The sequence below is a fragment of the Arenibacter echinorum genome, from assembly GCF_003259375.1.
GTDB classification, from domain to species: Bacteria; Bacteroidota; Bacteroidia; order Flavobacteriales; family Flavobacteriaceae; genus Arenibacter; species Arenibacter echinorum.
This window is the reverse complement of record NZ_QLLN01000005.1, coordinates 203985-219612: the sequence shown is the minus strand read 5'-3', so window position 1 is coordinate 219612 and position 15628 is coordinate 203985. Positions and strand designations below refer to the sequence as shown.

16 protein-coding genes are annotated in these 15628 nt (G+C 39.3%); 14 read left to right on the top strand and 2 right to left on the bottom strand.

Features of this window, described 5'->3' with window-relative positions; all coding sequences use genetic code 11:
• Positions 1 to 32: 32 nt before the first annotated feature.
• From LV92_RS14265 to LV92_RS14200, 13 genes are all read left to right on the top strand, one after another.
• Positions 33 to 1109 carry a serine hydrolase domain-containing protein gene (locus LV92_RS14265; protein ID WP_111624313.1) on the top strand — a complete coding sequence of 359 codons (1077 nt, stop codon included), beginning with the start codon at positions 33 to 35 and terminating at the stop codon, positions 1107 to 1109.
• Positions 1110 to 1320: 211 nt separating this feature from the next.
• Positions 1321 to 1677 carry a hypothetical protein gene (locus LV92_RS14260; RefSeq protein ID WP_111624312.1) on the top strand — a complete coding sequence of 119 codons (357 nt, stop codon included), beginning with the start codon at positions 1321 to 1323 and terminating at the stop codon, positions 1675 to 1677.
• An 883-nt stretch (positions 1678 to 2560) separates the two neighbouring features.
• Positions 2561 to 3025 carry a hypothetical protein gene (locus tag LV92_RS14250; RefSeq protein ID WP_111624310.1) on the top strand — a complete coding sequence of 155 codons (465 nt, stop codon included), beginning with the start codon at positions 2561 to 2563 and terminating at the stop codon, positions 3023 to 3025.
• Between the two features lie 37 nt (positions 3026 to 3062).
• Positions 3063 to 3413 (top strand): hypothetical protein, encoded by a 351-nt coding sequence (locus tag LV92_RS14245; RefSeq protein ID WP_111624309.1) that lies wholly within the window; start codon positions 3063 to 3065, stop codon positions 3411 to 3413.
• Positions 3414 to 3491: 78 nt separating this feature from the next.
• A complete protein-coding gene (locus tag LV92_RS14240; protein ID WP_111624308.1) occupies positions 3492 to 3980 on the top strand; it encodes a VOC family protein in 489 nt (162 codons plus the stop codon).
• Between the two features lie 89 nt (positions 3981 to 4069).
• The gene (locus LV92_RS14235; protein WP_111624307.1) at positions 4070 to 4870 is read left to right on the top strand and encodes a 3-keto-disaccharide hydrolase; all 801 of its coding nucleotides are present in this window, start codon (positions 4070 to 4072) and stop codon (positions 4868 to 4870) included.
• Positions 4871 to 4922: 52 nt separating this feature from the next.
• Positions 4923 to 6260 (top strand): Gfo/Idh/MocA family protein, encoded by a 1338-nt coding sequence (locus LV92_RS14230; protein WP_111624306.1) that lies wholly within the window; start codon positions 4923 to 4925, stop codon positions 6258 to 6260.
• A 154-nt stretch (positions 6261 to 6414) separates the two neighbouring features.
• Positions 6415 to 7113: a RadC family protein gene (gene radC / locus LV92_RS14225; protein WP_111624305.1), complete on the top strand. Its 699-nt coding sequence runs from the start codon at positions 6415 to 6417 to the stop codon at positions 7111 to 7113.
• Positions 7114 to 7248: 135 nt separating this feature from the next.
• Positions 7249 to 8496 carry a polysaccharide deacetylase family protein gene (locus LV92_RS14220; protein ID WP_394336267.1) on the top strand — a complete coding sequence of 416 codons (1248 nt, stop codon included), beginning with the start codon at positions 7249 to 7251 and terminating at the stop codon, positions 8494 to 8496.
• Positions 8489 to 9178, top strand: a complete 690-nt coding sequence (locus LV92_RS14215; RefSeq protein WP_111624303.1) for a YjjG family noncanonical pyrimidine nucleotidase — start codon at positions 8489 to 8491, stop codon at positions 9176 to 9178. The genes LV92_RS14220 and LV92_RS14215 overlap by 8 nt, the downstream gene beginning before the upstream one ends.
• Before the next feature lie 63 nt (positions 9179 to 9241).
• Complete coding sequence (locus tag LV92_RS14210) at positions 9242 to 9784, top strand: hypothetical protein (protein WP_245946387.1); 543 nt, start codon at positions 9242 to 9244, stop codon at positions 9782 to 9784.
• The gene (locus LV92_RS14205; RefSeq protein WP_111624301.1) at positions 9781 to 11217 is read left to right on the top strand and encodes a DUF5723 family protein; all 1437 of its coding nucleotides are present in this window, start codon (positions 9781 to 9783) and stop codon (positions 11215 to 11217) included. The genes LV92_RS14210 and LV92_RS14205 overlap by 4 nt, the downstream gene beginning before the upstream one ends.
• Positions 11218 to 11443: 226 nt before the next feature.
• Positions 11444 to 12331, top strand: a complete 888-nt coding sequence (locus tag LV92_RS14200; RefSeq protein WP_111624300.1) for a hypothetical protein — start codon at positions 11444 to 11446, stop codon at positions 12329 to 12331.
• Here the strand turns inward: LV92_RS14200 and LV92_RS14195 are convergent.
• Positions 12328 to 13605 carry a replication-associated recombination protein A gene (locus LV92_RS14195; protein ID WP_111624299.1) on the bottom strand — a complete coding sequence of 426 codons (1278 nt, stop codon included), beginning with the start codon at positions 13603 to 13605 and terminating at the stop codon, positions 12328 to 12330. The two genes, LV92_RS14200 and LV92_RS14195, sit on opposite strands and share 4 nt — an antisense overlap.
• A 378-nt stretch (positions 13606 to 13983) precedes the next feature.
• On the opposite strand from LV92_RS14195, the gene LV92_RS14190 reads away from it, so the two are divergent.
• A complete protein-coding gene (locus tag LV92_RS14190; RefSeq protein ID WP_111624298.1) occupies positions 13984 to 14724 on the top strand; it encodes a rhomboid family intramembrane serine protease in 741 nt (246 codons plus the stop codon).
• 107 nt (positions 14725 to 14831) lie between these two features.
• Here the strand turns inward: LV92_RS14190 and rlmB are convergent, their stop codons facing one another.
• Complete coding sequence (gene rlmB / locus LV92_RS14185; RefSeq protein ID WP_111624297.1) at positions 14832 to 15572, bottom strand: 23S rRNA (guanosine(2251)-2'-O)-methyltransferase RlmB; 741 nt, start codon at positions 15570 to 15572, stop codon at positions 14832 to 14834.
• Between the last annotated feature and the right edge of the window lie 56 nt (positions 15573 to 15628).

Here is a 15628-nt window from a genome sequence, read left to right as displayed (position 1 = left end):
TCATAACTTAAAAGTAGTTTACTATTAGACCGATGAATCCTATTATAAAATATCTGAAGAATTTATTTGCCTCCCAACGGGTCATTGGTGGGGATAAGGAATTATTGGGCAAGATCCAAGCGGATCAAATCTTGCAAAAGCTTATAGATGAACAGCGGGTTCCGGGCCTGGCCATTACCGTTCGCAAAAACAATGAAGTGTACTTTGAGAAAGGCTATGGATTTACAGATGTGGAAGAACAAAGCACCGTGGACCCCCAGAACACTATCTTTAGAATTGCAAGTGTGTCCAAGCCCATTGCCGCCGCCGGTTTGGCTACTATGGTGGAGGAGGGTCTGTTGGATTTGGACGCTTCCATTTATAAATATGTTCCTTATTTTCCCCAAAAAGAGTTTGATTTTACATTGAGGCAATTGGCGGGACATACCGCAGGAATTAGAGGGTATCGCGGTGGGGAATATGGCTTGAACAAGCCCTTGGGAATAAAGGAGTCGCTTGTTCTTTTCCAGGATGACGACCTTCTTTTTGAACCAGGGAAAAGATTTCAGTATACCAGTTTTGACTGGGTATTGATATCGTTGGCAATGCAGGAGGTAAGTGATATACCCTTTGCGGACTATGTTCGGGAAAAAATATTAAAACCTTATGGTTTAAAAAATACCTTCCCGGAAGTCCCGGGGAATCTTCCTCCAAACTGCACTACTTTTTATTCTAAGGGCAGATTGGGGTTTAGGAAGGCAATTCCGGTTAATAATGCTTACAAATTGGCAGGAGGGGGCTATTTGTCCACTGCCTCGGATATTGCCCGTTTTGGGCAGGTATATTTGGATTCCAAGTTTCGGGAGAATAAAATTCAGTCCCAATTTCTCACCTCTGGGATCATTAATGGTACTCCTACCTACTATGGTCTAGGTTGGCAGGTTACCCAGGATAAGTTGGGGAGGACCTATTATGGCCATGTAGGCAATGGGGTAGGGGGATATGCCGTATTCTATGTGTATCCAAAGCAGGATATGGTCTTCTCTATCTTGATGAATTGTACCAACCCTGGGGTATTGGATACTTTGGAAGAGGTAATTGGCCTTTTTCTCGGAGAGGTTGTTGCATAACCGCTTTTGAGCAAAACCCTGGTAGATTACTCAATATAATTAGGATTGATTCGTTTATACAGTACAATTTTGGAAGATGCTGAATAACTGATTTTCTACTTAATTGTTAGACCCAAAATGCCGATATTTAACACTGGGGACAAATCATGAAAGGAAGATTAGTTATTTCATAGAATCTAAAAGGAGAAATTAAATTGAAAAAACATCATCAATGAAAAAAGATATTATTCCTTTGTTGTTGGCTATAATTTTGGTTCTTATTTCAATAGGAATGAATTTATTTGTCGATATTGAACTTGACGGTGCATTATACATAGGGATTGGATGGTTAAGCGTGGCATCATTTTTTTACTTTGTGGATAAGAGGATTTATTTATTTGCTTTTGGCGCAACTTTATTGGCTGGATTATTTAGTTTGATCGATATATATTATGTTTCACTAAAGTTCCAAATTGGCTTCTTTTTGGTAAATCCAATTTTTATCCTTTTAATTTTTGGCTTTATTTTTCTCAATTGGGATGAATTAAAAACGCTATTGGCTGAGGTGCCAAAATTGAAGGGTAAGTAATACTCTTTGTAGTCCTAATATTTTCAACTGGACCTTTACTCCCTAGTATTTCTGATTGAGTGTACTAATAAGGACCCAAGTAAATTTTATAAGTTTCCGATATTGATATATGGTATTTGTTCCTGTTATTTGATACCTTTTTATTCAATTTGGATAGCCTTGAAAATTAATGGGGTCATCCTCAAAATGGGTGTAAGTTAGAAAAAGATAATATAAATTATCGCAGTATTCGTGTCCTGTTCATTTTTTGCATCGCCCAAAAAACGAACCAAAAAACGCTAGGCTGATTTTAAATTTCTTTAAATCTACGCACTTTCCACGGCCGCACCGCCCAGGCCGCTTTCACTTGGGTGAAATGCTCTATGGACGGCTTCCGCCATCCAATGCGAAAACCACTTGATTTAAGACGAAATTGAAAATAGGCCGTTCCTTTGTTACATTTATCCAATAGTGTCGATAGATCATTGTTTTTTATCGAATACCACCATAAATTTCCTTTGAAGTTTGTTGTTGGGTCGGTCTTCTTCCGTGGTGGAGATGTCATAGCCGTAAAGAATTATTGAAGCCTTGGAAATAATTTAGGCCATGGTATCGGTCCTTAAAATCTCGAGATTTTAGGGACCACATAGTGAAGAAGTGTCTTTTCTTTTGTTTCGTTTTCTTTGGACAAGCAAAGAAAATGAAAGAAGAAGGTATTCATGAATCCCTTTGGTCGATTTCATTGAACTATTAAGCATGATCCAATTAATGGGTTTCTAATAGACCTTAAATAATTTACGCAACCAAATATCATTATAAACATCTTACCATCAGTATTTTAATTGGCGATACGTCTCCAAAGGGAATTCTTTGGAACAAGCTTAATTTTTAACAGAGGTAACCAATGAAAAAGAGCGCATTTCTTTTATTTATAATCGGCCTATTGCTTTCTTGCGAAAAAAATGAAGTGAATTCATCCGATATAAAGCAGTTGGGTTATGGCACTTCCTTTGGCATGTGTGTTGGCTATTGTAAGAACGACATGTTGCTAAAGGCGGGCACTGTAATTTATTCCCGTTCAGGATGGAATAATCAGGTAGAAGCCATTGATTGTATAGAAAACTTGACCCAATTGAGTTGGGACTCTATTAAAAAAGCAGTAGATTTAAATGAATTTTTTTTGTTACCACAAATCGTGGGATGTCCGGATTGTGCAGATGGCGGGGCCGAGTGGCTGGAGATTGAAAATTTTTCCGGCAAGAAATCCAAGGTCACCTTTGAGTACGGCAAGGCGCCTGAGGAATTGGAAACTATAATTACCGCCTTAAGGACGCAAATAGAAAAGGGTATTAATTGCGAGGAGTTTTAAAGAACTTCACTTGTGTTATGCCCACAAAAAGTATAAAATGAAATATTTCACCTTTTTTTGTGCAGTATGGTTTTTAATGGGCAGTAGTTTAAATGCCCAGCAAAGCCCAATACCTTCTTTAGATAACGACGCATTGGTAACGGATTGGAGCGAGCATGAGGCCAATGCATTTAAAAGAAAGGGGAAGGGATCAACGGATTCCCTTGTTTTTGACTTTAATTATAAAGATCGGCTTAGTAGTTTGATGGACAATCATAAGTCCAATAACATTTCTTCAAAGAAAAAGACCGTGGAAATGCCCATTGTTAAGCCTTCAGGCAGTTATCCCATGACTATTTATTGCATTGACAGCAGCAACACCTACGCTGCAAGAATTTATAAGTATTGATGATATCCGTTCTAGTGGCTGCACAAAATTTCAGGGCAGTAATTAAAGATCGATTTTCACGTCGAAATCACTCCAATAATGGAAAATGAATATACTATTCCTGCACAGGCCCGAATTGGGCACGTACATTTAAAGGTGGCAGACCTGGAACGGTCGTTGGATTTTTATTGTAATCTATTGGGCTTTGAAGTGACCACTATGTACGGGAGTCAGGCCGCCTTTATCTCCGCTGGGGGGTACCACCATCATATTGGTTTAAATACATGGCATAGTAAAGGCATGTCTCCTGCACCTATTAATAGTGTGGGCCTGTTCCATACGGCAATAGTATATCCTACCAGAAAAGATCTTGCCAGCATATACCTGCGTTTGCTTAAGGCAGATTATCCATTAACAGGAGCAAGTGATCATGGTGTTTCGGAAGCTATTTATTTGGATGACCCCGACAAAAACGGAGTGGAACTTTATTGGGATCGCCCAAAAAGTCTTTGGACCTATAAGCCGGATGGATCCTTGACAATGTTTACAAAGCCATTGAATATGGAGAATTTGTTACAGGAGTTGTAATCCGTTTAAATTACACTTCACTACCTTAGGTCTGTTGTGATTTTTTTTTATCTTCATGTTTTTATAAATACTTCAGAAAAAGTAAATACATGAAACTCTTAATTGCCCTTTTTTCCTTTGCATTGGTACTATCTTCCTGCAAGACCAAAACTGATAACAAACCAGAAGCTGAAGCTAATGCTGACATTCCAGCAGAAACCGAAAATTGGATATACTTGTTCGATGGAGTAACTACCAACGGATGGAGAGCTTACAACGGGGATACATTGCCTCCGGGCTGGGTTGTTAAGGACAGCGTATTGACATTTGATACCGAGTTGGGTCTGGAGCAGGATTATACAGGTGGAAAGGATATAATCTACGGTTTGGAAGAGTTTGATAATTTTGAGTTTTATGTGGAATGGAAATTGCCCATAGGCGGCAATAGTGGAATTTTTTACCACCTAAAGGAGGATATACCCAATGCCGGGCCACCAAATATTTCTCCTGAGTATCAGTTGATCGATGATGAAAACTATGCAAAAATCCATGATCTTACGGACTACAACCTTAGTCTTGGACATAACGAAAATCCTGCGGCACTCCAACCCTTACAGCAAACCGCCTCGGATTATGCCATGCATGTGGCCGATCCCGAACAAAAAATATTGAATCCTGTTGGTGAATGGAACTCTTCTAAAATAGTATTCACACCAGAGCAGGTGGAGCACTGGCTCAACGGGAAAAAAGTACTATCTTTTGTGCCTTGGTCCAAAGATTGGTATGAAAGAAAGAATTCCGGGAAATGGAAGAATGAGGAAAATTATGGTCGCTTTAAAACTGGATATATCGGCTTTCAGGATCACTCAAGTCCCATTTGGTTCAGAAATATAAAAATTAGAAAATTATAGCACTTAATTCTTTCGGTTTAGTTTGACCGTTAAAAACAATAAAAACTTACTTATGAAAAAAAGAGACTTTCTAAAAAGTACTGCAGCCTTGGGTTTAACGGCACTACTGCCAACCTCTGTTTGGGCCTTATCCAAAAATGGACGCTTAAGAACTGCCCATATCGGCGTTAGTAATATGGGTGGGGCCGACCTTAAGTCCATATCCTCACATGAACTGGTGGATGTGGTGGCACTTTGCGATGTAGATTCCAAGGCATTGGCAGAGGCCAAAAAATTGCACCCCAATGCTGTAGTCTACAAGGATTATAGGGTGATGCTCAAAGAAATGAAGAGTGATATAGATGCTGTAATAATCTCGACCCCGGATCATACCCATGCTCCTGCTTCCATGATGGCCATGGAGATCGGTAAACCGGTATATTGTCAAAAACCCCTTACGCATCACGTGGTGGAAGCCAGAGCGATGCGCAAAATGGCCAAAGAAAAAAACTTGGTGACCCAAATGGGAATTCAGGTACATTCTTTCTATGATTACAAATTGGCCACCTTATTGATCCAATCTGGAATTATAGGGAAGGTAAGTACGGTTAGGGCATGGTCTCCCAAGAACTGGGGTTTTGATGGTCCAGAGCCTGAAGGGTCGGATCCGGTACCTGAGAATTTGGATTGGAACCTGTGGTTGGGAACTTCTGCTGAAAGACCTTATAAGGAGGGATATTACCATCCGGCCAATTGGAGAAAATTATTGGACTACGGTTGTGGTACCTTGGGCGATATGGGTGTACATATCTTTGATACCCCTTACAACGCCCTTAAATTGGACGTGCCCATGACTATAAAGAACCAATGTAGAAAACCAACAGGATTTGGATTTCCTGAAAAAAACACCGTCACCTATACCTTTCCCGGTACTGAATATACGGCCGATACCTTGAAGTGGATCTGGTACGATGGCAAAGGGGCCCCGGAGAAACATAAAGACTTGGTACTTCCCAATAAGGAGAAACTACCTGGACAAGGGGCAATGTTTATAGGCGAAAAAGGGCGACTTTTATTGCCACATTTTATGGAATTGCCAAGACTCATTGTAGATGGTAAATATCAGGAACTGGATTTGTCCATAATTAAGGATCAAGAGTCCATTGGCGAACCGGTCAGGGACTATGATTCCGAAGGAAATAAGCACTACCATCAGTTTGTGGATGCCTGTTTGGGCAAAGCCGAAACCACGGCTCCCTTTGAATATTCGGCACGACTTACAGAAACTATATTGTTGGGGGTTATAGCAGGCCGCTTTCCAAATAAGACCTTGCATTGGGACAACGCCACCGCTAGATTTTCGGAACCTGAGGCCAATAAATTCTTGGACGCACCGTATAGGGATTTCTAAAATTTAATACTCAACGTAACTCATAAGAGCCCATCGGCCATTTTTTATCGGAATGGCGGATGGGCTTTTTTTATGGATTAATTGATGTTGCTAGCCATCAGTAATATTTGAATTTGTGATTATGATAAAACCATAAGATTCTTATCTTTAGGTTATGCAACAAAAGCCATCTTCTTTCTCTATTAAAAACTGGTCCGATGATGATAAGCCTCGAGAGAAATTGGTGCAAAAAGGAAAATCCGTTCTCTCCGATGCAGAATTGATAGCCATACTAATTGGCTCAGGAAGTCGCAATGAAAGTGCCGTGGAGCTTTCGAAACGTATTTTGGCCTCGGTAAACAACAACTTGAACGAATTGGGGAAATTGTCCATTAAACAGCTAATGCAATTTAAGGGAATAGGGGAGGCCAAGGCTGTTTCTATCGCTGCTGCCCTGGAAATAGGGAGGAGACGCAGGGGAGAAGGGGCTCAAAAGATAACCAAAATCAACAGCAGTAAAAATGTCTTTGAACTTTTGCAACCCAAAATGGGCGAGCTGCCACATGAGGAATTTTGGATAGTTTTTCTCAATAATTCCAACGCGGTGCTGCACGCTGGGCAACTTAGCAAGGGAGGTATTACAGGGACATTGGTAGATGTTCGCTTGGTTTTGAAACAGGCATTGGAGTTAGGTGCAGTTGGCTTGATTTTGGCCCATAACCACCCTTCAGGTACTTTAAGGCCAAGTGAGGCCGATAAGCAGATTACAAGAAAACTAAAAGTAGCTGCAGAGGCCTTGGATATAAAAGTTTTGGACCATATCATCATCACACAGAAAGAATACTTTAGTTTTGCAGATGAAAATATCCTTTAAAATAGAGCTTGTGATCTATGGTTTTCGGCAAAGACTTCCGATATCAAAAAAATGCAGGACTTTTTTAAAAGGAATAAGTAAATAGTTATGTTGCTCATCTATACCCATAAAATTACACATCGCTTCAGTTATATTATGCGGCATATATTCACAACTATTTTGGGAATAGAGGTTACCTACACTACCAAAGTTGAGGATTTTATTAAACATACCGGGCCAAAGATAACATACACCAAACAACCTTTGCAGAACGAATTCTTTGTACGGAGCAACGACCTGTTGTTTGAACAAGGAATTAACGATATACAGATCTATTTAGCGGATTGGGAGGGTACACCTTGTTTTTTTGCTACTGGGGACCGAAGCAATCTGCCTTTCGATATTTTTTCTGCAAGTTTTTATTTGTTAAGTAGGTATGAGGAGTATTTGCCCCACGTAAAGGACATGCATGGTAGGTTTTCACCTAAGGATAGTTTGGCCTTTCAGAACGATTTTCTGGAAAAGCCACTGGTAGACATGTGGGCGCAAAAACTATTGTCCGCGCTAAAAGAAAAATTCAAGGATCTTAAACACAAGCCAAGAAATTATAGTTATACCTCCATCATAGATGTTTCCAGTTCCCATTGTTTTGCCCATAGAGGTTTTGTCCGCGGTATGTCGGGATTTCTTTTCGATTTGGCTTCCCTTAAGATCCGTAGGGTTTTTGATAGGGTTTCGGTATCGGTCAATTTAAAAAAGGACCCCTATGACAATTTTTTCGAACTAATAGAATTGCACAGGAAAAACAAGGTAAAAGGCATGTTTTTTTTCCAGTTTGCAGAGTATTCCACTTACGACAAAAATGTATCTCCCAACAATAATAAATTTAAGCACCTAATTAAATCGGTTGCGGACTATGATAAGGTTTCTTTGTCCTGTTCCTATAGTTCCTTTAATGATATAGCCTTGCTCAAGGAAGAGAAAAAAAATCTAGCCAATGTAATCAATAGGCCTGTTGGTAGTTCCCGTATGCGCTATAATAGGGTAGACATTCCTGAAACATATCGGAATTTGATCGAAGCAGGTTTTACGGACGACTATACCATGGGATATACCCATGAAATTGGATTTAGGGCAGGTACCTGTACACCTTTTTATTTTTACGATATCCCTTTGGAAGTTCAGCAGCCCATTAAGATACATCCTTTTGCGGTGCACGACTATGGCTTGTTAAAATACAGGAATAGGACGGAGGCATTTTCAGCTGTTGAAAGGCTTTATTTGGAAACAAAAAAGGTAAACGGAAAGTTTATAACCGTTTTTTCAAATGAATTGATTGGAGGTGAAAGTAAACTGAATTGGAAAAAATTATATAGTAATATCCTAAAACGAGTAAATGTTTAAGAACGTTGTTACAGATATTTTTTTTGATTTGGATCATACGCTATGGGATTTTGAAAAAAACTCCGCTCTGACATTTCAAAAAATTCTTACTGAGAACTCTGTCAGTATAGAGCTCAACGATTTTTTAAAAGTATATATTCCCATAAATTTTGAATTTTGGAAGCGTTACCGGGAAGGGAAAATAAACAAAAATGAATTGAGGTTCCAAAGATTGAAAATTACCTTTGATACGCTCGGGCATCCCATATCCAATGAATTAATTGATGTTTTATCCGATCAATATATTGAGTATTTGTCTTCCTACAACCATCTTTTCCCTAACGCAACTGAGGTTTTGGACTATTTGAAGCCCAATTATAAATTACATATCATTACTAACGGCTTTCAGGAAATACAGTACAAAAAATTACAAAGCTCCAATATTCATAATTATTTTGAGCATATAATCAATTCGGAGATGGCCGGTGTTAAAAAACCAAACCCGATTATCTTTAGATTGGCACTTGAAAAGGCCAAAGCGTTGCCCCATAAATCCTTGATGATCGGTGACAGTTTGGAGGCGGATATTTTGGGAGCAAAGTCGGTAGGGCTGCATACCCTTCATTTCAACGCCAATAATGAACCAAAGCACGAATATTGCGACATGATTCACGATTTAAGTGAAATAAAATCTTATTTATAGAGTTATAATTTAGAGTAACACTAAAGCAACACGGTACCAGTAGTTGTTCTTGGAATGTTTGGTATGAAAAATAGAATTTTGCTTCCCACCATTATTTTGCTTGCGCTCTATTCCTGTATAGAAACGCAAAACTTCGATCAATATGATGATTTGGAAATTACCCCTACAGTAGAGGCAAGTATATTGTATATAGAATCGCCGGAAAGAATCATAAATGAGGCTAGTGGGCAATATTATTACAGTCAAGATTTTAATTTTGATGGCTTAAGTGTGGATGCCTTTGCCGATAGGGTTATAGAGGGCTCTATCTTTTTTGAAATTGAAAACACAACAAGCAAGGAGTTTAAGCCTACTGTAGAATTTTTGGATGAGGGTGGCAATACAATTGATACGATAGATTTTCCGGTACAACAACCTTACCAAATCCTACCTTATTACTTACAAGTGCCTTATGGCCCAGGAAAGCAAAGAAGCATAGAAATCATAAAAAACACATCAAGTATAAAAGTCAGTGTTCTTATAGAGGACAACAGCAGTGTTTCCGACCTCCCCGATCCAAAAATAATTTTTAGGTCTAACGGTAAATTCAGGCTTCGTTTAAAATGAGGCAAGTTAAACTCGTTTTATGGATCTGGATTCTGGGCTGTGCTACTCTTACGGCACAGAACAAACAAATTCTGTACGATTTTACGGAGATCCCCCAAGCGTTGATGATCAATCCCGGAATGTCCACAGACTTTCAATGGTATGCCGGAATCCCGGTATTATCAGGAATTTCATTTCAGGCCGGAAGTAGTGGGCTTACTGTAAACGATCTGTTTGCGGACGACGGAGTGGATTTTAACGTGAAGGTCAGGGAGCGGGCCATATATGGTATGAGTACCCGTGACGAACTTAGCGGTACTTATCAGGTAGAGTTGTTCAATGGAGGATTTCGCGGCCGTAATCGTGATAATTTCTATTCTTTTGGGATTTATAATGAAGGTGATGCTATAGGTTATTGGTTTAAGGACTATGCCATTTTGGCTTTTGAGGGCAATGCAGATCAATTGGGAAGAAAGTTTGACCTCGGGCATTTAAAAACTCGTGGAGAGATGCTCAATGTGTTTCATTTCGGACTAAACAAAAGAGTAAATGGGGCCCTTACCCTTGGCGGGAGGGCAAAAATTTACTCTAGTGCCTTTAATTTTTCGTCCACTAAAAACAAGGGCTATTTTGTAACCAATCAGGGACAAAACAATATCTTAGCCAATACCATTGATGCCGACCTGGAGCTAAGGTCCTCTGGTCTTAATGAAATTGAGGATGCCATTGACAATGATAGTTCCCTATTACCTGGAATCTTGACCAGAAGACTGTTTTTTGGGGGAGATTTAGGATTTGGTATAGATCTGGGATTTACTTATAAACTTAACAAGCAAACCGTGATAACAGGAAGTTTGTTGGACTTGGGGTTCATATATAGTTCCACCGACGTTAAAAATTATACCATAAAAGGCAATGCCACAGTGGAGGGAATAGAAGTTATTTTACCTGATGCATTTTCCAATTCCAATACGGATTTTTGGCAAGATTTAATAGATGAGGTAGATGCATTGGTTCCCCATGGGACCAATAATAACAGCTATATTTATTTTAGGCCTACCAAACTGTATGGGTCCATACGTTATAACTGGGGAGAACCCTCTAATAACAATATGGATTGCGATTGTAATTATATGGTGTCCAAAAGAAAGGACTACACCAAATACGCCAATGGTGTTGGCGGACAATTGTATATGATCAATAGGCCCAGAGGGCCACAGGCCGCGCTTACTGCTTTTTATTTACGAAGATTTGGAAGGGCTTTGGCACTAAAAACAACCTACACCGTAGATAAGTTTTCCTGGAGCAATATTGGTTTGGGACTTAATCTACAGGCCGGTCCCGTAAATATCTATGTTATGGCGGACAACTTATTGGCCTATAAGAACCTAGCGGATAGTCATTACTCCTCTTTTCAATTAGGATTAAATATTATATCTTGGGGGAAGAAATAATATAGGAACTATAAAACCAACATCAATATATTTAAATGCTCCTTTTTTGGAAATATAATTCAAAGTGTTTAATGTATAAAGGGCGTATTGGTTTAGTTTTTGCTCTCATTATTATTTAAGTCTATAAATTTTCGCCCGTGAATAGGTCTTAAAAGGATGGAGTTGCCTTTTTATTTTATACAATATGAAATTCAAAGGGCACCGGGCGGCATTATCAACACTAACAATGAAATTTGAAATGATGAAAAACTTTATTTTACCCCTTATTTTAATGTGTGGCTTTTATGGCATGTCACAAGCCGAATTAAACAAATACAAGTACATTATAGTTCCGACCAAATTTGAAGCTTTTAAAAATGAAAATCAGTATCAGACTAGTACTATGATCAAATATAATCTTGTCGAAAATGGCTTTACAGCCGTTTATGACAATGATATGCCCGCGGATCTGGTTGCCAACAGATGTCTTGGCCTGCTTTTGAACCTTAAGGATGATTCATCCATGTTTACTACCAAGGTAACCCTAGTACTCAAGGATTGTCAATCTAACGTGGTTTACACTACGTTGGAAGGTAGTAGCAAGGAGAAAGATTATAAGTCTGCCTTTTCAGAGGCAATAAAGGAATGTTTTAAGTCTTTGTCGGGGGTTGGTTACAAATTTGAGCCTTCAGAAAATAATGTACCTCCCAGCGTGAGCTTTAAAAATGATGTTAAAAGAATTGAAGAGAAGGCCAGTGTAGCGCCAAAACAAAATATACCTAACCCGGTAGTGGAACAAAAGGCCACCTTGGAGGAGCAGTCCTACAAAAGCATGGAACCGGTTCAGTCCAATATTACCAAGGCAGAAAATAATCCTGCTATGGCATTGCCGAATGTAGATTATAAAACAGAAGAGGCTGGGGTGTTATATGCGCAGGTTATTGCAAACGGATTTCAATTGGTAGACAGTACACCTAAAATAACATTGAGGATGTACGCTACCTCACAGGCCAATTTCTTTATTGGCGAAGGAGATGTACACAATGGTGTGGTTTTGAAAAAGGGGGACAAATGGTACTTTGAATATTACGAAGGTGATAAATTAATGGGGCAGGAGCTGAACATTAAATTTTAGAGGTCATATTTATCTTTCCACCGTTTTTTTAGGAAATCCTTTATGGCATTTTCACGTTGATTGTTGCCTGGGCGGTAAAAGCTTGTTTTGGCTACTTCCTTGGGCATGAATTCTTCAGCTATAAAATTATTCTCATAATCATGGGCATATTTATAATCTTCCCCGTAACCCAAATCTTTCATTAGTTTGGTGGGCGCGTTGCGCAAAGCCAAGGGTACGGATAGGTCTCCTGTTTGTTTTACGGTTTGCTGGGCCTTGTTGATGGCCATATAACTGGCATTGCTTTTTGGCGATGTGGCCAGATAGATGACACACTGACTCAATATAATCCTAGCTTCAGGATATCCTATGGTAGTAACGGCTTGGAAAGTAGTATTCGCCATCACCAGGGCTGTAGGATTGGCATTGCCAATGTCTTCGGAGGCTAAAATAAGTAGGCGCCTTGCAATAAACTTTACATCCTCGCCGCCTTCTATCATCCTGGCCAACCAATATACCGCAGCATTGGGGTCGCTTCCCCTTATCGATTTTATAAAAGCAGAGATAATGTCGTAATGTTGCTCACCGGTTTTATCATAAAGAACTGTGTTCTTCTGAATTTTACTCAAAACCAGATCATCGGTAATGGTTATAGTATCCGTTTCTTCCGAATTGATGATAAGCTCAAAGATGTTTAGCAATTTTCTTCCATCACCACCAGAGAGACGCAGTAAGGCTTCGGTTTCCTTGAGTTTAATTTTTTTGGTTTTCAAATATTTATCCTCTGCCATGGCCCTATGGAGCATAGCTTCAAGATCTTCCTTTCCAAAAGGGTTTAGAATATAAACCTGACACCGGGATAGTAAGGCCGGAATTACCTCGAAGCTCGGGTTTTCGGTGGTGGCACCGATAAGGGTGACCCAACCTTTTTCCACGGCCCCCAATAGGGAATCCTGCTGTGATTTGCTAAAGCGATGTATTTCATCAATAAAAAGTATCGGGTTTTTGGTAGTGAACAGGCCTCCGCTTTGCTTCGCCTTTTCTATAACTTCCCGTACATCTTTAACACCGCTACTAATGGCACTCAGGGTATAAAAAGGACGGCCACTTGTCTCGGCAATAATATTGGCCAAAGTGGTTTTCCCCGTACCAGGAGGCCCCCATAGAATCAATGATGGTAGGATTCCTTTTTTTATTTGATGGGTCAATGACCCATTTTCTCCCACCAAATGATTTTGGCTAATATAATCCTCCAAGGTTTTGGGGCGTACCCTTTCTGCTAATGGCTCGTTCATAGGACAAAAATAAGACATTTATGGGGATGACAATTTATCCGAAAATGGATTCTTGGCCAGACTATTGAATTAAGTTTTATATTTCTATTGATTTTAATAAGGTTGAAATATAGCATCAAATAAGTTCCCCTCTTGAGAGGGGAGCTGAATGTAGCTTTATGTATTTTGTGACGGACAAGTGGGTCCTATTTTTATAAAGTCTTGGTATTGGTTATTTTGTGTTTTCACAAAGTTCCAACTAAGTACCATTGTCCATTGGTTTTAAAAATGTTGAAATGTGGCATCGAATAAGTTCCCCTCTCAAGAGGGGAGCTAAAAGTAACTTTATGTTTTAAGGAGCATTAGAAGGACTATTAAATTAAGTTTTATTTTTCAGTTATGACAGAGAGCAATTATTTCAAATTTTCAAACTGGGTAATGGTATTTCCATTGTTGGCGGTACTTTCTATCTGGACCGTGTATTGGTTTGAAATTCGGTTTCAGGTCAATTTTAATGATTATGGTATTTATCCAAGGACCTTAAAGGGACTTAGAGGTATTGTCTTTAGTCCGTTTATACATTCGTCCGTAGAACATCTTTATAATAATACCATTCCAATTGCCATACTTACGGCATCCCTTTCTTATTTCTATAGGAATATAGCCCTTGAAGTATTGTTGTGGGGAATTCTGTTATCGGGTGCTATAACCTGGCTCATAGGAAGGCCATCCTATCATATTGGAGTCAGTGGATTGATTTATGTATTGGTGAGTTTTATTTTTTTTAAAGGAATTCTATCCAAGCATTACCGCTTGGTAGCCCTATCCTTGATGGTGGTTTTTATCTATGGTAGTTTGTTGTGGTATATTTTTCCTGTTGAGGATGGTATTTCTTGGGAAGGTCATTTGGGTGGATTTCTCACGGGTATATTTTTAGCCTTTGCCATGAAGGTCCCGCTTCCAAAATTGAAAAAATATGATTGGGAGAAGGAGGATTATAATGAGGAAGAGGATGAATTTCTAAAACATTTTGATGAACACGGGAATTTTATTGAGAGCAGGCCTCCTGTCCAAGAGGAAGATATTGTAATTAAATATCATTTCAAAAAAGATTCAGGAGAAGAGAAAGAAGATTATTAGACAAATTAGTGAATTTCCCACCAAGAAAGAAATTGAACATTTTACAGTTCAGATCTTTTTGAATTTGGAATAACTTCTGAGGCTTTTGACGTGCTTATTGGTTAATTCTACAATTCCTGTCGCTGCCTTACCGCTTCGTAAAGGAAAACTCCACAAGCTACCGAGACATTAAGGGAACCTATCTCTCCCAATAAAGGTAGCTTTGCCATATGGTCCGCGGCCTTTAGAATGGATGGGGAGATGCCTACATCCTCGGAGCCCATAATAATGGCACAAGGTTCCTTAAAGGAAACCTCATATATGGTGTTATCTGTTTTTTCGGTTGCGGCAATAACCTTTATTCCGGAAGCCTGTAAATAGAATACGGCATCCTTTATGTGGTCTATCTTGGCAATAGGTACGCGAAAAGCCGCTCCTGCAGAGGTTTTAATGGTATCTGCAGTCACCGGGGCAGCCCCTTTTTTCTGAATTATGATTCCGTCTACTCCTGTACATTCTGCCGTTCTGATGATGGCTCCAAAGTTGCGCACATCTGAAAGTTGGTCCAATAATAGGAAAAGGGGAGTTGTCTTTGTCTCCAAAGTCTTTTCAACCAATTCTTCCACGGTTAAAAAAGTGATGGGGGATATATTGGCAACAACGCCCTGATGGTTACTCTTTGTAAGTCTGTTTAATTTTTCAATGGGCACATAGGAAGCGGTAATACCGTTTTTGCGGATCAGTGTTTCCATATCCTTGGACAGATCTCCCTTTAATCCTTTCTGTATAAAAACCTTGTCTATTGGTTCATTGGATTTTATGGCTTCTATTACGGCTCTGATGCCATAAATTTGTTCGGTGTTCTTCATGGGGTAAAGGTAGAAAAAAAGGACATCCTACAATGTCTTTTTGTTTTTGTAATTAG